We start from the raw sequence: 19,851 nt of genomic DNA, 5'->3' as shown, positions 1-19,851 counted from the left end.
CCGCGCGGCCGGTGGGGCCGGCCGGCGGGCGAAAACCACATGAGCGACGTCCGTGTCGAACCGTAGGCTCGACCGCGATGCCCGAACAACATGCAGACCCCGACAGTCGCTCCACAGCACGCTCCCTGTTGCGGTTGTGGCCCTATGTGAAGCCGGTGCGCAAGCGCCTGTTCGGCGCCGCGCTGGTGGCGATCCTCGCTTCCTGCATCGGCCTGGTGATCCCGCTCGTCCTGAAGTGGGTGGTCGACGGCCCGGTCGCGGATCGCGACCCCGGCGGCGTCCGGCTCGGCGCGCTGTACCTGTTGCTGTTGGGGGTGGCCGAGGCCGCCCTCTTCGGGGTGCGCCGCTGGCTGGTGGCCCGGCCGCTGGCCGGGGTCGAGGCGGCGATGCGGGCCGACCTGTACCAGCACCTCCAGCGGCTGCCGGTGGCCTTCCACGACCGCTGGCCGTCGGGGCAGTTGCTCTCCCGGGCGACCACGGACCTGATGCTGCTGCGCATGTTCCTCGCCTTTCCGCTGACGTTCCTGCTGGTCAACGGCACCACGATCGTTGTCGGTTTCCTGATTCTGCTGATGCAGCAGTGGACGCTGGGGCTGGTGCTGCTCGCTCCGGTGGTGCCGCTGATGATCGTCTGCTCGGTCTTCGAGTCGAAGTACTCGGTCGTGACGCGCCAGGCGCAGGACCAGGTCGGTGATCTGACGACGGTGGTCGAGGAGAGCGTGCTGGGCATCCGCATCATCAAGGGCTTCGGCAGGCACCGCAGTCAGACCCGTGCGTTCCGCGCCCTCTCGGAGCGGCTGCGCGACACGGAACTGCGCAAGGACCGGCTGCTCGCGAGCATCTGGGCGGTCGTCACCGCGATTCCCGAGCTGGCGATCGGGGCGGCGCTGGTCCTGGGCACGATCCAGGTCGCGGACGGCGGGCTCTCGGCGGGCACCCTGGTCGCTTTCCTCTCCACCGCTCTCGCGCTGCGGTGGCCGATCGAGTCGATCGGCTTCCTGCTGGCGATGAGCCAGGAGTCCGCGACGGCGACCGATCGGTTCTTCGAGGTCATGGACGTGGCGGAGGAGAAGGACACCGCGCCCGCCGTCCAGGGCCTGGCCGCCGGACAGGACCCGCCCGCCCTCCAGGACCCGGACGACCCGGCGGGACCGGTCGGCCGGAGTGTTCCGGTCGGTCCGGCGGGACCGGTCGGCCCGGCGCCGCAGGGCGTCCGCGGCGGGATGGTGTTCGAGAAGGTGGAGTTCCGCTACCCCGACGCCGACCCCGACTCCGCACCCGTGCTGTCCCGGATCGACCTGAGCATCCGGCCCGGCGAGACGATGGCGCTGGTCGGGGCCACGGGCTCGGGCAAGACGACGCTCACCGCCCTCGTGCCACGGCTGTACGAGACCACCGCGGGACGGATCACGCTCGACGGCAGGGACATCACCGCCATGCCCCGGCAGGAGCTGCGCGAGCTGGTGTCGGTGGCCTTCGAGGAGCCCACCCTGTTCTCCGCGACCGTCGGGGAGAACGTCCTGATGGGCGCGGAGGGTGCCGGGGAGGACGAATTGCGCCGCGCGCTCTCGGTCGCCCAGGCCGACTTCGTGCACGACCTGCCCGACGGCGTCGACACCCAGGTCGGCGAGCAGGGGCTCAGCCTGTCCGGCGGGCAGCGGCAGCGGCTGGCGCTCGCCCGCGCCGTGCTCGGCCGACCCCGTTTCCTGGTGCTCGACGACCCGCTCTCGGCCCTGGACGTGCACACCGAGGCGCTGGTGGAGGCCGCACTGCGCCAGGTGCTCCGGGAGACGACGGCGATCGTGGTGGCGCACCGGCCGTCCACCGTGATGCTCGCAGACCGGGTGGCGCTGCTCTCCGGCGGCCGGATCACCGCGGTCGGCACCCATCAGGAGCTGCTGCGCGGTAGCACCGAGTACGCCCGGCTGATGTCCGGCGCCGGGAGCGAGGAGGACTCCCCCGCCGAAGACTCCTCCGCCCAGGACTCCTTCACCGAGGACTCCTTCACCGAGGACGCCGGCGCGGGCCCGTCGGCCGGGGAAGCCGTTCCCGGTCCGCCGGGTGGGGACGCCCCCGCCTGGTCGTCGTCCCCGGGTGCGTTCCCCGGTCCGCCCGACGACGACCGCCGCGTGCCGGGCGTCCCCGCCGAGAAGGGCAGCACCCGATGACCAGTACCACGAACACGACGACGGCCGGGACCGCCGGCCGACGGGGCGCGAGGAAGGGACCCGCGGACGCGCCCCCGTCCGGCGACGCCCGGGACGGCTTCGACCAGGACGGGTTCGACCGGGACGAATTCGACCGGGACGACCTGCCCACGCCCCCCGGTGCGACCCGCGCGCTGCTGCTGTCCCTGCTGCGCCCGCACCGGACCCGGCTGCTGGTGCTGTCGCTGGTGCTGCTGGTCCAGCAGGCTGCCGTGCAGGCGGGCCCGCTGCTCGTCGCGTACGCCATCGACAGCGGCGTACCGGCCTTCCGCGAGTCGGACCACGGGCCGCTGATCGCGGTGGGCGTCGGGTACGCGTTGTGCTCGGCCGTCGCGGGGGGCATGCAGTACGCCTTCATCCAGGTCTCCGCCCGGGTCAACCAGGGTGCGCTGCTCGACCTGCGCGGGCGGATCTTCCGTCACGCACAGGCGCTGAGCGTGGAGTTCCACGAGCGCTACACGTCGGGTCGGCTGATCTCCCGCTCCACCACGGACGTGGAGTCGCTGCGGGAACTGCTCAGCGAGGGACTGCAGGAACTGATCAACGTCATCCTGTCGTTCGTCTCCATCTCGCTGGTGCTGCTCTGGCTGGACCTCGGCCTCGGCGCGGTCGCGGTGCTGTCCTTCGCGCCGCTGTACCTGCTGGTCCGGTCCTACCGGCGGAGGGTCAAGGTCCTGTACACGGCCCGGTCGACGGCGATGGCCGCGGTCATCGTGAAGTTCGCCGAGTCGATGAACGGCATCCGTCCGGTGCGGGCATTCCGCCGGGAGCGGGTCAACGACGCCCACTTCGAGGAGCTCAACCACAGGCATCGCTGGTCGAACGGCGGCGCGATGCTGGAGATGGCGCGCTACGTCGTCAGCTCCCGGCTGGTCGCCAACACGGCGGTCGCCGGGATCGTGCTGTGGGGTGCGTACCGGGTGGCCTCGGGCACCCTGGCCCTGGGTGTGCTGGCCGCGACCGTGCTCTATCTCCGGCGGCTGTACGACCCGATCGACCGGCTGGGGATGTTCCTCAACTCCTACCAGTCGGCCGCCGCTTCGCTGGAGAAGATCGCGGGGCTGCTGGCCCAGACCCCGTCCGTGCCCGAGCCGTCGGAACCCCGGGAGCTGCCCGCCCTCACGGGTGGGCAGCCGGGCCGCGAGGTGGTCTTCGACGCGGTGCGCTTCGCCTACCGCACGGGCGGCGAGGTGCTGCCCCGCTTCGACCTGACGATCCCGGCCGGGCAGACCGTCGCCGTGGTCGGTTCGACGGGTGCGGGCAAGTCGACGCTGGCCAAGCTGCTGGCCCGCTTCTACGACCCGTCCGAGGGACGGGTGCTGCTCGATGGGACCGACCTGCGGGATCTTGCCGCACCCGAGCTGAGGCGGGGTGTGGTGATGGTGACCCAGGAGGCGTTCCTGTTCTCCGGGACGGTCGCCGAGAACATCGCGATCGGCCGACCGGACGCCACCCGTGAGGAGATCGAGCGTGCCGCGCGGGCGATCGGCGCGCATGAGTTCATCACCGGTCTGCCGGACGGGTACGACACGGACGTGCGCAAGCGGGGCGGCCGGATCTCGGCAGGTCAGCGCCAGCTCGTCGCGTTCGCTCGGGCCCTGCTCGCCGACCCGTCGGTGCTGATCCTGGACGAGGCCACGAGTTCCCTGGACATCCCCGGGGAACGGGCCGTGCAGCGGGCCATGGACACCGTGCTGCGCGGCCGCACAGCGGTGGTGATCGCGCACCGCCTGTCGACCGTGGAGATCGCGGACCGGGTGCTGGTGATGGAGCACGGGCGCGTGGTGGAGGACGGCGCCCCGTCCGACCTCGTCTCCGGCACCGGCCGTTTCGCGGGTCTCCACCGTGCCTGGCGGGAGAGCCTGACCTGACGTACCGGCGCGGGCCGCGGCGGCGCCCGGTCGTGGCGCCTCGCCGTGGGCGGACGGCCGCCCGGCCGGGCCGACGCCCCGTCGGCCCCGTCCGGCGCGCGCGAACGGGCCGGGGCTGGTCTGCTGGACCCGAAAGTGTCCCGCCGTGACCAGGAGAGCCGGATGAACGTCCGTCGAGCCGCGCAGGTTGCCACCGCCGGTGGTCCGTTCGAGATCGTCGAGCGCGAGGTGCCGCAGCCGGGTCCGGGCCACGTGCGCGTGGCCGTGGACGCCTGCGGTATCTGCCACAGCGACGTCCTCTTCGTGGACGCCCTGGTTCCGGGCGTCCGGTTCCCGGTGGTCCCGGGCCATGAGATCGCCGGACGGATCGAGGAGCTCGGCGCGGGCACGGAGGGCGCCTGGCAGGTGGGCGACCGGGTGGCGGTGGGCTGGTTCGGCGGCAGCTGCGGCCACTGCACTCCGTGCCGGCAGGGCGATTTCGTCGTGTGCCGGTACCTGAAGGTCCCGGGCTGGGCGTACGACGGCGGATACGCCGAGACGGTGGTCGCCCCCGCGGACGCCCTGGCCCGGATCCCCGACGCGCTCGCCGCGACCGAGGCAGCGCCCATGGCCTGTGCGGGTGTGACCACGTACAACGGTCTGCGGCGCAGTGCCGCCCGGCCCGGCGATCTGGTCGCCGTGCTCGGCCTCGGCGGCCTCGGCCACCTGGGGGTTCGGTACGCGGTCGCGATGGGTTTCGAGACCGTGGCCATCGCGCGCGGGGCCGCCAAGGCGGACTTCGCCGGGGAGCTCGGCGCGCACCACTACATCGACAGCATGGCGAGCACCTCGGTCGCGGACGCGCTCCAGGCGCTCGGTGGCGCCCGGGTGGTCCTGGCCACCGCCGCGAACTCCGGGGCGATCACGGCGACCGCGGACGGACTCGCGCCCCGCGGTGAGCTGGTGGTCATCGGGGCGGATGCCGAGCCGCTGGGCATCAGCCCGAACCAGTTGCTCATGACCGGCAGGGTCGTCCGGGGCCACCCGTCCGGCACCGCCCAGGACGTGCAGGACACGCTGGCGTTCAGCGCGCTCCACGGCATCCGGCCGATGACCGAGAACGTGCCGCTGGACGAGGTCGCCGAGGCGTACCGGAAGATGCTCTCGGGGGCGGCCCGCTTCCGGATGGTCCTCACCACCGGCTGACACGCCGCATCCGTACGGGCCCGTGCCCGCAACCGCAGGACAGCACCGACCGGATCCACCCGAATCAACTCAACCGGCCCCAGCCACACCGGCGGTCCCGGCAGCCCCAGTGGACCGAGCGAGCCCAGTGGCCCCAGCAGCCCCAGCGACCCCGGCAGCCTCATCGGCCCGAGCGGCCCCAATGGCCCCAGCTGCCCCAGCTGCCATGACAGCCTCGTCGGCCCGAGCAGCCCTGGCGACCCCAACGGCCCCAACGGCCCCAACGGAATCGTCCGTTGTGCCCCGCTTCCGGCCGCCGTGCCCCATGATGGGCGATCGGGGCCGGAAGTCGCCGTCGGCAAATCCGGCCGGTGTAGTGGCGCCGGCCGTGGACGGCCCACGTCCGCACCCGCCGCCCCAACCATCCCGGCCGTCCGCGGCACGCGGTCCGCGGTACGCAGCGCCACGGGCGCCACGGCACCCTGATCGGCATCACCACCTCCCGGGCAACGCAATTTTCACCGCGCGCCATGCAGCACACCCGCACCACCATGCCCAACCGACCCTGCCCCGCCCGGCCCCACCCGGCCATCCCGACAAGCCTGTGCCGCAGCCGATTCGGCGGGGCGCGCACGGCGCGGACCGGACCGTCCGGCGCGGAGTGCATGGAAAGAAACAAGCCACAGTTTGATGCCATCTCGGCCAGTGGCGCCCGCTCGCTCCCGCACCCCCCGTTCGAACACGATTCGTTCGAAGTCGACCTCGACACTCTCTTCGAATTCGGGCCGCAACGGACTCCGGGCGACGCCGCGGTGATGATCGGCGAAACGTCCGCTTAACGAACATGACCTTTCCGGCAACGAACGACTTCCGGCCAAGTTGTTGACGCGGTCCTGACAGAACCGGTCTCCGGCTGACACTCTTCACCCCGTTCTGCGCACTTCTCGTTCTTCCGGCCGGTACACCCTGCCGCCGGTACCCCCCTCGCAGAAGGAGTCCGCGTGAGATCCACGCCCAGCCGTCGTGCCACAGCGACCGGCGCTCTGATAGCCGCAGCAGCGCTTCTCGCCGTTGGCGTCCAGGCCGGTACGGCCACCGCCACCCCCGGTGCCGACAACGCGGCGCAAACCGCGACCGCCGGTGCCCAGTTCGGTGCACTGGCCAAGCAGCTCTCTCCGTCCCAGCGTGCCGAGCTGATCCGCGAGGCCGACGCGACCAAGGCGGCCACGGCCCAGGAACTCGGTCTCGGTTCCCAGGAGAAGCTCGTCGTCCGGGACGTGATCCAGGACAACGACGGCACCACGCACACGCGTTACGAGCGCACCTTCGCCGGACTGCCGGTGCTCGGCGGCGACATGGTCGTCAAGGAGTCCAAGGCCGGCGTGACGCAGGGCGTCACCAAGGCGTCCGGTGTCAGCAGCAGCACGCTGAAGGCCATGGACATGAAGGCCGACGTCGCCCCCGCGGCGGCCGAGAAGCAGGCGCTCGGGCTCGCCAAGGCCGACGGCTCCCAGAAGGCCGCGGCCGACCGGGCGCCCCGCAAGGTCGTCTGGATGGCGCAGGGCAAGCCGCAGCTCGCCTACGAGACCGTCGTCGGCGGCCTCCAGCACGACGGCACCCCGAACGAGCTGCACGTCATCACGGACGCGGCCACCGGGGCGAAGCTGTACGAGTGGCAGGCTGTCGAGAACGGCGTCGGCAACACCGAGTACAGCGGCAAGGTCACCCTCGGCACCGCGCCGTCGTACACGCTGACCGACACCGGCCGCGGCAACCACAAGACGTACAACCTGAACCACGGCTCCTCCGGCACCGGGACGCTGTTCACCAACTCCACCGACGTGTGGGGCGACGGCACCCCGTCGAACGCCGAGACGGCCGCCGCGGACGCCCACTACGGTGCCGCGGAGACCTGGGACTACTACAAGAACGTCCACGGCCGCACCGGTATCCGGGGCGACGGCGTCGGCGCGTACTCCCGCGTCCACTACGGCAACAACTACGTCAACGCCTTCTGGCAGGACAGCTGCTTCTGCATGACGTACGGCGACGGCAGCGGCAACGCGAACCCGCTGACCGCCCTGGACGTGGCCGCGCACGAGATGTCGCACGGTGTCACCGCCGCCACCGCCAACCTGGTCTACAGCGGCGAGTCCGGTGGCCTCAACGAGGCGACCAGCGACATCTTCGCCACCGCCGTCGAGTTCTACGCCAACAACGCCGCCGACAAGGGCGACTACCTCATCGGCGAGAAGATCGACATCAACGGCGACGGCACCCCGCTGCGCTACATGGACAAGCCGAGCAAGGACGGCGCGTCGAAGGACGCCTGGTACTCGGGCATCGGCAACGTCGACGTGCACTACTCCTCGGGCCCGGCGAACCACTTCTTCTACCTGCTCTCCGAGGGCAGCGGAGCCAAGGTCATCAACGGCGTCTCGTACGACTCGCCGACCTCCGACGGCCTGCCGGTGACCGGCATCGGCATCAACAAGGCCGAGAAGATCTGGTTCAAGGCGCTCACCACCAAGTTCACCTCCACCACGAACTACGCGGCGGCCCGCACCGGGACCCTCGCCGCGGCCGGTGAGCTGTACGGCACGAGCAGCGCCGAGTACAAGGCCGTCGCCGACGCCTGGGCCGCCATCAACGTCGGCTCGCGGCCCGGCGGTGGCGGCGACCCCGACCCCGAGGGCACCGTCTTCGAGAACAGCACCCCGGTCACCATTCCGGACCGCGGCGCCGCCGTCACCAGCTCGGTCAACGTCACCGGCCGCACCGGCAACGCCCCGAGCGCCCTCAAGGTCGGCGTGGACATCACCCACAGCTGGCGCGGTGACCTGAACATCGACCTCGTCGCCCCGAACGGCACGACGTTCCGTCTGAAGAGCGCCTCCATCTCCGACTCGGGGGCCGACATCAAGACCACCTACACGGTCAACGCGTCGTCGGTCGCGGCGAACGGCACCTGGAAGCTGAAGGTCCAGGACATGTACACGAGCGACAGCGGCAAGATCAACAGCTTCAAGCTGACCTTCTGAACCGCAAGCGGTACCCCCGGAGTCCGGGGCGGCACCTCGTGAACGCCGCTCCGGATCCCCGGAACACCGCCCCGGGCCCCGGCCCGGACCACCCGCACGGCGAACCGCCCGGGAGGAGCATCGCGCCCCTCCCGGGCGGTTCGCCGTGCGTGGCGGCTCAGCGCATGAGCAGTCCGGCACCGTCCCCCGCCGAATCCGGCGGCAGCGCCACCAGGCCGAGTTCGGCGCCGGTCGCGAGCAGCGGGTGCGAGGGCAGCACCCGCACCGTGTAGCCGTACGGGCCGGTGCGGTCGAGGGTCAGCGGCCCCTCGTAGAGCCAGCGGCCCTCCAGGTCCTGGCCCCCGGCGGGCTTCAGCGGGAAGACCTGGGCGTCCGAGATCCCGTCGGCCGCGTCCACCCGGCCCGCCACCGCCTGCACCTCCACGTCGCCCGGTTCCAGCTCCCCGAGGGCGATCCTGACCCGCAGCACCAGCGTCGACCCCAGTTCGGCCGAACCGCCGGCCGCGTCCGTCGCCGCGGCCTCCACGTGGTCGACGGCGACCTCCGGCCAGGCAGAGCGGACGCGGGTCTTCCACGCGGCGAGCCGCCGGGCCGCACCGCGGTCCGTCGCACGGTGCGCGAGCGCCGCGGGCGCGTACAGCCGCTCCACGTACTCGGCGACCATGCGCCCGGCGAGGACCTTCGGCCCGAGGTCGCGCAGGGTGCGGCGGACCATCTCGATCCAGCGCCCCGGGAGTCCCTCGCCGTCCCGGTCGTAGAAACGCGGCGCGATCCGGTCCTCGATCAGTTCGTAGAGCGCGCCCGCCTCCAGATCGTCGCGGCGGTCCTCGTCCGGGGTCGACCCGTCGGCGGTGGGGATCGCCCAGCCGAAATCCGGCTCGTACCACTCGTCCCACCAGCCGTCGAGGACCGACAGGTTGAGGCAGCCGTTGAGCGCGGCCTTCATGCCGCTGGTGCCGCATGCCTCCAGGGGGCGCAGCGGGTTGTTGAGCCAGACGTCGCAGCCCGGGTAGAGGTTCCGCGCCAGGGCCATGCCGTAGTCCGGCAGGAAGACGATGCGGTGGCGGACCCGGGGGTCGTCGGAGAACCGCACGAGTTCCCGCACCAGTCGTTTGCCGCCGTCGTCGGCGGGGTGGGCCTTTCCGGCGACGACGATCTGGACCGGCCGGGTGGGATGGAGCAGCAGTTCCCTGAGCCGGTCGTGGTCGCGCAGCATCAGGGTGAGCCGCTTGTACGAGGGGACGCGGCGGGCGAATCCGATGGTCAGCACGTCCGGGTCCAGCACGCCGTCGATCCACCCGAGTTCGGCGGCCTGGGCACCCCGGTCCCGCCAGGCGGCGTGCAGCCGTTCGCGCACCTCGGTGACGAGTCGCGCGCGCAGCGTCCGCCGCAGCTCCCAGAGTTCCCGGTCCGGGATGCCGTCGGCCGCCTCGGTGCCGCCGGGGGCTCCGTCGCACGGGCCGTGCAGGGGCAGGATCTCGGGCGCGACCCAGGTGGGGGCGTGGACCCCGTTGGTGACGGACGTGATCGGCACCTCCGCGGCGTCGAAGCCGGGCCACAGACCGGCGAACATCTCCCGGCTCACCTGTCCGTGGAGGGTGGAGACGCCGTTGGCGCGCTGGGCGAGCCGCAGGCCCATGACCGCCATGTTGAAGAGTCCCGGCTCGCCGCCGGGGTACGTCTCCTTGCCCAGGCGCAGGACGTGTTCGACGTCCACGCCCGGGAGTTCGCCGTCGTCGCCGAGGTGCCGGGCGACGAGTTCGCGGTCGAACCTGTCGATCCCGGCGGGCACGGGGGTGTGGGTGGTGAAGACCGTGCCGGCCCGCACGGCCTCCACCGCCGCGTCGAAGTCCAGTCCGGTGTCGGCGAGTTCGCGGATGCGTTCCAGGCCGAGGAACCCGGCGTGCCCCTCGTTGGTGTGGAACACCTCGGGCGCCGGACGCCCGGTGAGGCGGCAGTAGGTGCGCACCGCCCGTACCCCGCCGATGCCGAGCAGCATCTCCTGGAGCAGCCGGTGCTCGCTGCCGCCGCCGTACAGCCGGTCGGTCACCTCGCGTTCGCCGGGGGCGTTCTCCTCCACTGCGGAGTCCAGCATCAGCAGGGGGACGCGTCCCACCCGGGCGTGCCAGATGTGGGCGTGCAGCGACCGGCCGCCGGGCAGGGCGAGCACCACCCGGCTGGGGCTGCCGTCGGCCTCGCGGAGCAGGGTGAGGGGCAGCTCGTTCGGGTCCAGCACGGGGTAGTGCTCCTGCTGCCAGCCGTCACGGGACAGGCTCTGGCGGAAGTAGCCGTGGCGGTAGAGCAGGCCGACCGCGACGAGTGGGACGCCGAGGTCGCTGGCCGCCTTGAGGTGGTCGCCGGCGAGGATGCCGAGCCCGCCGGAGTACTGGGGCAGGGCCGCGGTCACGCCGAACTCGGGCGAGAAGTAGGCGACGGCGGCCGGCAGCTCCGCGCCCCGGGCGAGCCGGTCCTGATACCACCTGGGCCCGTCCAGGTAGGCCCTCAGGTCCGCGGACGCCTCGGCCAGTCGGCGCAGGAACTGCGTGTCGCCTGCCAGCTCGGCGAGCCGCCCGGCGGAGACGGCACCGAGCAGCCGCACGGGGTCGCACTCCGCCGACCCGGCCACGGGGTCGACGGCCCGGAAGAGTTCGCGGGTATCGGTGTGCCAGGACCAGCGCAGGTTGCGGGCGAGGTCGCTGAGCGGTCGGAGGGGTTCGGGGAGGACGGGGCGCACGGTGAATCGACGAATGGCCTTCACGTGTTCCACCTTTACAGGGGACGTACGGTTCCGGGCGGACGCACCACGGGCGTGCGTCGTTCCGTCACCCCGGCACCACCCGTGATTCCGCCGCGTCGACCGCCCCGACCGTTCCGGCCCGCGCTCGCGGGTGAATTCCGCGGCCCGGTTTCCGGCAGCGGGATGTCCGTCGCCCGGGGCGCGTGTGCCACCTCTCCCGTGCCGTCCCCTGCTGTATTCCGTCGCATTCCGTGGCGCGGGTTGCGACGGTTCCGCGGACGCGTGCGCGAGAAGTCCGGACCGTTCCTCCTGCGCACGGAGACTGCGCGAATTCCGCGCCGGATCATGCGCGTGCGGGCCGTTCGACTGCCATTGGAGTGAATGCGGACGGGCCTGGCCACGCCCACACCCCGTGCGGGGCCGGCCGAGCGGTTAGAAAGGACGGAACCCCACCGTTCGCGGTGCGTCCGTCTCGCGCTCCGCGGCACCGACGTGTCCTGCCAGTGCCGTGACCGGCCGTGTTCGCCGGGAGGGGCACCGGGCCCGAGCCCCGTCCCGGAGGATTCCATGATCGGCCGCATTCCCGTCCTCGACGTCCGCCCGCTGGTGGACTGCGGCAGAAGACCCGCCAAGGCCGTTGCCGGTGAGACCTTCCAAGTCACCGCGACCGTCTTCGCCGAGGGGCACGGCGCCGTCGCCGCCAATGTGGTCCTGCTCGATCCTCACGGGCGTCCCGGTCCATGGACGCCGATGCGGGAACTCGCGCCCGGCACCGACCGGTGGGGCGCCGATGTCACCCCGGACGCCGAGGGTCGCTGGTCGTTCGTGGTCGAGGGCTGGAGCGACCCGGTCACCACTTGGCGGGAGGCCGCGAGGATCAAGATCCCGGCCGGTATCGACACCGCGCTCGTCCTGGCGGAGGGCGCCGAACTGCACGAACGGGCCGCCGCGGGCGTACCCAAGCGGGACGGGCGCGAGGCCGTGCTGGCGGCGTCCGACGCCCTGCGCGACGAGACCCGGCCGGCCGCCGCCCGGCTGGCCGCGGCGCTGGCCCCCGAGGCCCGGGCCGCGCTCGACCGCCACCCGCTGCGCGAACTGGTCACCGCCTCCGCCCCGCTCCCGCTGGTGGTCGAACGCCGACGGGCCCTGTTCGGTTCCTGGTACGAGCTGTTCCCCCGCTCGGAGGGCGCCCGGACGGAGTCGGCGGATCCGGTGGGGAGCGGCGGGACCGGCCGCACCGGGGCGCGGTCCGGCCGGATCGTCGGCGGCACCTTCCGCACCGCCGCCGAGCGGCTGCCCGCCGTCGCCGCCATGGGGTTCGACGTGGTCTACCTCCCGCCCGTCCACCCCATCGGCACCACCCATCGCAAGGGCCCCAACAATTCGCTCTCCGCCGCCCCGCACGACGTGGGCGTGCCCTGGGCGATCGGCTCGGCCGAGGGCGGGCACGACGCCGTCCACCCGGAGCTGGGCACCCTCGACGACTTCGACCACTTCGTGGAGACCGCCCGCGGGCTGCGGATGGAGATCGCGCTGGATTTCGCGCTCCAGTGCTCCCCCGACCATCCGTGGGTGAAGGAGCATCCCGAGTGGTTCCACCATCGCGTGGACGGTTCGATCGCCCACGCCGAGAATCCGCCGAAGAAATACCAGGACATCTATCCGATCGCCTTCGACAAGGACCTGCGCGGACTGGTCGCGGAGTCGGTGCGCATTCTGCGTTTCTGGATGGACCACGGCGTGCGGATCTTCCGGGTGGACAATCCGCACACCAAACCGGTGGTCTTCTGGGAGAGGGTGATCGCCGAGATCAACGCGTCCGACCCGGATGTGATCTTCCTGGCCGAGGCATTCACCCGGCCCGCGATGATGCGTGCGCTGGCCGCCGTCGGATTCCAGCAGTCCTACACGTATTTCACCTGGCGCACCGGAAAGCGGGAGATCACCGAATACGTCACGGAACTCGCGGACGAGACCGCCGCGTTCATGCGGCCCAACTTCTTCGTGAACACCCCGGACATCCTGCCGGGCCATCTCCAAGGCGGCGGACGCCCGGCCTTCGAGGCGCGGGCCGTGCTCGCCGCGACGCTCTCCCCCTCCTGGGGCGTGTACGCGGGCTACGAGCTGTGCGAGAACACACCGGTCCGGCCGGGCAGCGAGGAGTACCTCGACTCGGAGAAGTACCAGATCCGGATCAGGGACTGGGAGTCGGCCGAGCGCGAGGGCCGTTCGCTGGCCCCGCTCATCACCCGCCTCAACCGCATCAGGCGCCGCCATCCGGCGCTCCAGCAACTGCGCGACGTGCACTTCCACTTCGTCGACAACGACGCGTTGATCGCGTACAGCAAGCGTTCGGGTGCGGACATCGTCCTGGTGGTCGTCAACCTCGACCCGCACCACACCCAGGAGGCCACGGTCTCGTTGGACATGGCGCGACTCGGCCTCGACCGGCACGAGAGCGTGCCGGTGCGCGACGAGCTCACCGGCGACACCTATCACTGGGGCAGGACCTTCTATGTGTGTCTGAAGCCGGGCGTCACGCCCGCGCACATCGTGGTTCTGCGACCGTCCCCGCCGACCGGAGGGTCACCCACACCATGATCGTCAATGAGCCCGTCCACGACACGTTCGAGGACACCCCGGCCAGGGACCGCGATCCCGACTGGTTCAAGCGCGCCGTCTTCTACGAGGTACTCGTCCGGTCCTTCCAGGACTCCAACGGCGACGGCATCGGCGACCTCAAGGGCATCACCGCCAGACTGGACTACCTCCAGTGGCTGGGTGTCGACTGCCTCTGGCTGCCGCCGTTCTTCAAGTCGCCCCTGCGGGACGGCGGTTACGACGTCTCGGACTACACGGCGGTGCTGCCGGAGTTCGGCGACCTCGCCGACTTCGTGGAGTTCGTCGACGCCGCGCACCAGCGCGGCATGCGCGTGATCATCGACTTCGTCGTGAACCACACGAGCGATCAGCACGAGTGGTTCCAGCAGTCCCGCAGCGACCCGGACGGCCCGTACGGCGACTACTACGTCTGGGCCGACGACGACAAGCAGTTCCCGGACGCCCGGATCATCTTCGTCGACACGGAGACGTCCAACTGGACCTTCGACCCGGTGCGCAAGCAGTACTACTGGCACCGGTTCTTCTCCCACCAGCCCGACCTCAACTACGAGAACCCCGCGGTGCAGGAGGAGATCCTCGCCGCGCTGCGCTTCTGGCTCGACCTCGGCATCGACGGATTCCGCCTGGACGCGGTGCCGTACCTCTACCAGCGCGAGGAGACCAACTGCGAGAACCTGCCCGAGACGCACGACTTCCTCAGGCGGGTCCGCAAGGAGATCGACACGCACTACCCGGACACCGTGCTGCTCGCCGAGGCCAATCAGTGGCCGGAGGACGTCGTCGACTACTTCGGCGACTACGAGGCCGGCGGCGACGAGTGCCACATGGCCTTCCACTTCCCCGTGATGCCGCGGATCTTCATGGCCGTGCGCCGCGAGTCGCGCTACCCGGTCTCCGAGATCCTGGCGAAGACACCGGCGATCCCGAGGAACTGCCAGTGGGGCATCTTCCTGCGCAACCATGACGAGCTCACCCTCGAAATGGTCACGGACGAAGAGCGCGACTACATGTACGCGGAGTACGCCAAGGACCCCCGGATGCGCGCCAACATCGGCATCCGGCGGCGACTGGCCCCGCTGCTGGACAACGACCGCAACCAGATCGAGCTGTTCACCGCGCTGCTGCTCTCCCTGCCCGGCTCCCCCATCCTGTACTACGGGGACGAGATCGGGATGGGCGACAACATCTGGCTGGGCGACCGGGACGCGGTGCGCACCCCGATGCAGTGGACGCCCGACCGCAACGCCGGGTTCTCCTCCAGTGATCCGGGCAGGCTCTACCTCCCCACGATCATGGATCCGGTCTACGGCTACCAGGTCACCAACGTCGAGGCGGCGATGGCCTCGCCCTCGTCGCTGCTGCACTGGAAGCGGCGGATGATCGAGATCCGCAAGCAGAACCCCGCCTTCGGCCTCGGCTCGTACAACGAACTGCCGTCGTCGAATCCGGCGGTGCTCGCCTTCACCCGTGAGCACGGGGACGACCTCGTGCTGTGCGTGCACAACTTCTCCCGGTTCGCGCAGCCGACGGAGCTGGACCTCCGGTCGTTCGACGGGCGCCATCCCGTGGAGCTGATCGGCGGGGTGCGCTTTCCGGCGATCGGCCAACTGCCCTATCTGCTGACGCTCGCGGGACACGGCTTCTACTGGTTCCGGCTGCGCGGCGACGCGCCGCCGAGCTGACCGGGCGCCCCGCGCCCGACCGCGGGGCGGTTGCAGCCGCCCCGCACCGGCACCCGTTCCTCGCCGGACACCCCGCGCCCCTGTCCCCCACCGGCGGGACGGCCCGGCCCCGCCCCCTTTCGGTTCTCCCCCTCCTCCGCTCCGGTTTTCCCCCTTCTTCGCCCCGGCTCTCCCCCGCTCGGACGCCTCTCGCTTTCAAATCCCCTCGCTCCCGTCCGGAACCTCGCGGCCCGCCGCCGGTGTCCCGCACCCGCGGGCCGAGTCCGTACGGACCATCCTGACCCGACACGTCCCGCACAGCCGGACACCCAATGCCGCAATCCGGGACACTCTTCGCATCCTGTGGTGTGCCCGGGGAAAGGACGCGTTGCCATGTCGGAGGCTGCATCCACTCGGGTCGCCATGGCCGACAGCACTGCTCTGCTCCCGTCCCTCGCCCCGCTGCTGCACGAATGGCTGCCCCGGCAGCGGTGGTTCGCGGGCAAGGGACAGCCGATCACCGCGTTCTCACTGGTGTCGGCGACCGAAGTGCTACCGGTGGACTCCCCCTCCGTGGGTGCCGGAACCGGGGCCGGGCTGCTCCATCTTCTGGTCCGCGCCCACCAGCCGTCCGCGCCCGCCCAGTGGCCGGCCGACTGCTACCAACTGCTGCTCGGGGTACGGGCGACGCTGCCGTCCCGGTCGGCGGCCGCGATCATCGGCCGGCCGGCGGACGGGCCGCTCGCCGGGCACACGGTCTACGAGGGACTGCACGACCCACGCCTCGCCGCGCTCCTGCTGGAGCGGCTCCGCACCCCCGGCAGACTCGGCGCCCTGCGCTTCGACCGAGGCGGGGCCGCCATCGCCGCGGGGGCCGCCCCGCGCGTCCTGGACACCGAGCAGTCCAACACCTCGCTCGTCTACGGCGACGCCTACATCCTCAAGATCTTCCGCCGGGTGTTCCCGGGCACCAATCCGGATCTGGAGCTGCCGCTCGCCCTCGCCCGCGAGGGGTGTGGGCGGGTGCCCGCGCCCGTCGCCTGGTTCGAGGCCACCGTGCCGGAGCCGCTCACCCTCGGAGTGCTCCAGCCGTTCCTGCGCGGCGCGGAGGACGGCTGGCAGCTGGCGTTGCGGGCGCTCGCCCGGGGCCACGACTTCACCGTGGAGGCACAAGCGCTGGGCCGGGCCACCGCCGAGGTCCACACCGCGCTGGCCGCCGCACTGCCCACACCGGCGCTGCACCGTGCACAGACCGCGCACCTGGCCGGTGCGATGGTGCGGAGGCTGGAGGCCGCGGCGCGTGCGGTACCGGCGCTGCTGCCGTACGTGCCCGGTCTGCGCGCGGCCTTCGACGCGGTCGCCTCCCTCGGCGACCGGGGCCGCGACTGGGCGGCCCAGCGGGTCCACGGCGACCTCCACCTCGGCCAGACGCTGCGCGCGACCGACGGTTTCTGGTCGCTCATCGACTTCGAGGGGGAACCCGCCAAACCGCTGACCGAGCGCCGCCGCCCGCAGCCGCCGGTGCGCGACGTCGCCGGAATGCTCCGCTCCTTCGACTACGCCGCCCGCTCGCACCGCCCGTGGAACGCCGCATGGGCGGCGCGCTGCCGAACCGCGTTCTGCGAGGGGTACGCGGCGGCCTCGGGCATGGACCCGCGCAGCGAACCGGAGCTGCTGCGGGCCCATGAGACCGACAAGGCGGTGTACGAGGTGCTGTACGAGGCGCGGCACCGGCCCGACTGGCTGCCGGTCCCGATGGCCGCGATCCGCCGTCTGGCCGCCGGCTCCGACTGACGCCCCGCGCCCGGGCCCGGACGCCTGCCCCGCTCCCCGCCCCCGCCCGTCCGCCCCGTTCGTTCCGCCCCCACCACCGCGAAGGAGGCAGTCCCCCGTGACCGCCCGCAAGCCGTCCCGCACCCAGCCGGTGCCCGTCGAGGCCGAGGCCCGCCGGACCGCCGCACCGACGAAGGAAACCGCCCCGGCCGCTCCGGAGCCGGCGCTCCCGGAGCCGCCCGCCACCGCCCCCTCCACCACTCCGGCCCCGGCCCCGGCCCCGAGGAGGAGACCGGCGGTCCGGCCGCGCGACGGCGTGGGCGGCCAGGGGGTCCGCGAGGCGCAGCCCCTCGACGACGGCGACCGGGCCCGTCTGCTCGCCGGGGAGCACCACGCCCCGCACGACCTGCTCGGCGCCCACCCGGTCCGCGGCGGCGTGGTCGTGCGCGTGCTGCGCCCGTCCGCGCGGTCCGTGACGGTGCTGGCCAAGGGGCTCCGGGCGCAGTTGCACGACGACGGCGAGGGCCTCTTCTCCGGGCTGCTGCCGATGCCCTCGCTGCCCGAGTACCGGCTCCTGGTCGGCTACCCGGACAACGAGATCGAGGTCGGGGACCCGTACCGCTTCCTGCCCGCGCTCGGCGAACTCGATCTCCATCTGATCGGCGAGGGACGCCACGAGGAGTTGTGGACCGCCCTCGGCGCGCGGCCCATGGAGCACCAGGGCGTGGCGGGGACCCGGTTCACCGTCTGGGCGCCCGACGCGCGCGGGGTACGGGTCGTCGGGGACTTCACCTTCTGGGACGGCACCGGCTTCCCGATGCGTTCGCTCGGTGCCAGCGGGGTGTGGGAGCTGTTCCTGCCGGGGATCGGCGAGGGCACGCTGTACAAGTTCGACATCTGCCGCCCCGACGGCTCGCACACCACCCGGGCCGATCCGATGGCCCGCAGGACCGAGGCGCCGCCCGCCACCGCCTCGATCGTGACGGCCGCGCACCACGAGTGGCGCGACCAGGAGTGGATGGCGCACCGCGGGGACGTACCGGTGCACGAGGCCCCGTTCTCGGTGTACGAAGTACATCTCCCGTCCTGGCGGCCCGGCCTGACGTATCGTCAACTCGCCGTGCAGTTGCCGCGGTACGTACGGGAGCTGGGCTTCACGCATGTGGAGCTGATGCCGGTCGCCGAGCATCCCTTCGGCGGCTCCTGGGGGTATCAGGTCACCGGCTTCTACGCCCCGACCGCCCGTCTGGGCACGCCCGACGACTTCCGGCATCTCGTCGACTCCCTGCACCGGGCGGGCATCGGCGTCATCGTCGACTGGGTACCCGCGCACTTCCCGCGCGACGACTGGGCGCTCGCCGAGTTCGACGGGCGTCCGCTGTACGAGCACTCGGACCCGTCGCGGGCGGCCCATCCGGACTGGGGCACGCTGGAGTTCGACTACGGACGCAAGGAGGTGCGCAACTTCCTGGTGGCCAACGCCACGTACTGGTGCGAGGAGTTCCACATCGACGGGCTGCGGGTCGACGCCGTCGCCTCGATGCTGTATCTCGACTACTCGCGCGAGGACGGGCAGTGGTCCCCGAACGAACACGGCGGCCGGGAGAATCCGGATGCCGTCGCCTTCCTCCAGGAGATGAACGCCACCGTCTACCGGCGCAACCCCGGTGTCGTCACCATCGCCGAGGAGTCCACCGCCTGGGACGGGGTGACCCGCGCGACCGACCGGGTGGGCGCCGGGGGCTACGGCGGTCTCGGCTTCGGCCTGAAGTGGAACATGGGCTGGATGCACGACTCGCTCCAGTACGTGTCCAAGGAGCCGGTGCACCGCAAGTACCACCACAACGAGATGACCTTCTCGATGGTGTACGCGTACAGCGAGAACTACGTGCTGCCGATCTCGCACGACGAGGTGGTGCACGGCAAGCAGGCCCTGGTGAGCAAGATGCCCGGCGACTGGTGGCAGCGGCGCGCCACCCACCGCGCCTACCTCGGCTTCATGTGGGCCCATCCGGGCAAGCAACTCCTGTTCATGGGGCAGGAGTTCGCCCAGGGCGCGGAATGGTCGCAGGAGCACGGCCCGGAATGGTGGCTGCTCGACCCGACGTACCACTCGGCGGGGGACCACCACGGGGTGCGGACGCTGGTCGGTGATCTGAACGCGGTGTACCGGGTCACCCCCGCGCTCTGGCAGCGCGACACCTCGCCGGAGGGCTTCGCCTGGGTGGACGGGGGCGCGGCCGAGGACAACGTCTTCGTCTTCCTGCGATTCGACGCCCACGGCTCCCCGCTGCTCGCCGTCAGCAATTTCTCCCCGGTGGTGCGGCACGACCACCGCGTCGGCGTCCCGGACGTGCGGGGCGGCCGGGTCGCGTGGGAGGAGGTCCTCAACACGGACGCGGTCCGGTACGGCGGCAGCGGTGTGGGCCACCCCGATCCGCTGAAGGCCGAGGCGGAGGGCGCGCACGGCAGGCCCGGCAGTCTGCTGCTGACGCTGCCGCCGCTGGCCACGGTCTGGTTCCGGCCGGTCTGAGCACCTGCCGGGTGGCCTCGGCCGGAGGACGGACGGGACGCCGCCGCCCGATCGGGGCTCCCCCGGCCGGCTCTCCGCCGCGCGTATCGGCGGCGGTGGACGTTCATGCCGGCGTCGGGACACGGAGACGACGACCGGGGTGGGGGCGCCGGGGGTCGGGGGGCCCCCCCCCGGCGCCCGCAGGCCCCGGGGGAACCCATAGCCCCCGCCGGCTCCAGGGCGCCGCCCCCCGGGGGGGGGCC

The 19,851-nt window shown here is 72.0% G+C and carries 9 protein-coding genes; 8 read left to right on the top strand and 1 reads right to left on the bottom strand.

The genetic code is table 11. The annotated features are described in order from the left end of the window. Nucleotides 1-77 precede the first annotated feature (77 nt). The 4 genes from ACFC79_RS03125 (at nt 78) to ACFC79_RS03110 (ending at nt 8,283) form a co-directional block, all read left to right on the top strand. A complete protein-coding gene (locus ACFC79_RS03125) occupies nt 78-2,168 on the top strand; it encodes an ABC transporter ATP-binding protein (RefSeq protein ID WP_376234402.1) in 2,091 nt (696 codons plus the stop codon). Then, nucleotides 2,165-4,078 carry an ABC transporter ATP-binding protein gene (locus tag ACFC79_RS03120; RefSeq protein WP_376234400.1) on the top strand — a complete coding sequence of 638 codons (1,914 nt, stop codon included), beginning with the start codon at nt 2,165-2,167 and terminating at the stop codon, nt 4,076-4,078. The genes ACFC79_RS03125 and ACFC79_RS03120 overlap by 4 nt, the downstream gene beginning before the upstream one ends. 162 nt (nt 4,079-4,240) lie before the next feature. After that, entirely contained in the window at nt 4,241-5,263 is a 1,023-nt protein-coding gene (locus tag ACFC79_RS03115) for an alcohol dehydrogenase catalytic domain-containing protein (protein WP_376234398.1), read from the top strand. A 980-nt stretch (nt 5,264-6,243) separates the two neighbouring features. Continuing rightward, nucleotides 6,244-8,283 (top strand): M4 family metallopeptidase, encoded by a 2,040-nt coding sequence (locus ACFC79_RS03110; protein WP_376234396.1) that lies wholly within the window; start codon nt 6,244-6,246, stop codon nt 8,281-8,283. A 157-nt stretch (nt 8,284-8,440) separates the two neighbouring features. Here ACFC79_RS03110 and glgP read toward each other — a convergent pair whose 3' ends face one another. Then, a complete protein-coding gene (glgP, locus tag ACFC79_RS03105; RefSeq protein WP_376234394.1) occupies nt 8,441-11,041 on the bottom strand; it encodes an alpha-glucan family phosphorylase in 2,601 nt (866 codons plus the stop codon). A gap of 546 nt (nt 11,042-11,587) precedes the next feature. Between glgP and ACFC79_RS03100 the strand changes: the two genes are divergently transcribed. The 4 genes from ACFC79_RS03100 to glgB all read left to right on the top strand — a co-directional run bounded on the left by ACFC79_RS03100 (nt 11,588) and on the right by glgB (nt 19,609). After that, nucleotides 11,588-13,621 carry a maltotransferase domain-containing protein gene (locus ACFC79_RS03100; protein ID WP_376234392.1) on the top strand — a complete coding sequence of 678 codons (2,034 nt, stop codon included), beginning with the start codon at nt 11,588-11,590 and terminating at the stop codon, nt 13,619-13,621. Beyond that, on the top strand, nt 13,618-15,324 hold the full coding sequence (treS, locus tag ACFC79_RS03095; RefSeq protein ID WP_376234390.1) for a maltose alpha-D-glucosyltransferase: 1,707 nt from the start codon (nt 13,618-13,620) through the stop codon (nt 15,322-15,324). The genes ACFC79_RS03100 and treS overlap by 4 nt, the downstream gene beginning before the upstream one ends. A 372-nt stretch (nt 15,325-15,696) precedes the next feature. Beyond that, nucleotides 15,697-17,097, top strand: a complete 1,401-nt coding sequence (locus ACFC79_RS03090) for a maltokinase (protein ID WP_376234387.1) — start codon at nt 15,697-15,699, stop codon at nt 17,095-17,097. A gap of 97 nt (nt 17,098-17,194) precedes the next feature. Further along, nucleotides 17,195-19,609 carry a 1,4-alpha-glucan branching enzyme gene (gene glgB / locus ACFC79_RS03085; protein ID WP_376234385.1) on the top strand — a complete coding sequence of 805 codons (2,415 nt, stop codon included), beginning with the start codon at nt 17,195-17,197 and terminating at the stop codon, nt 19,607-19,609. Nucleotides 19,610-19,851: the final 242 nt, after the last annotated feature.

Source organism: Streptomyces sp. NPDC056061 (assembly GCF_042266885.1).
Classification (GTDB): Bacteria; Actinomycetota; Actinomycetes; order Streptomycetales; family Streptomycetaceae; genus Streptomyces.
Note: the sequence above shows the minus strand (reverse complement) of the source record. Positions and strands in the feature narration are given on the sequence as shown.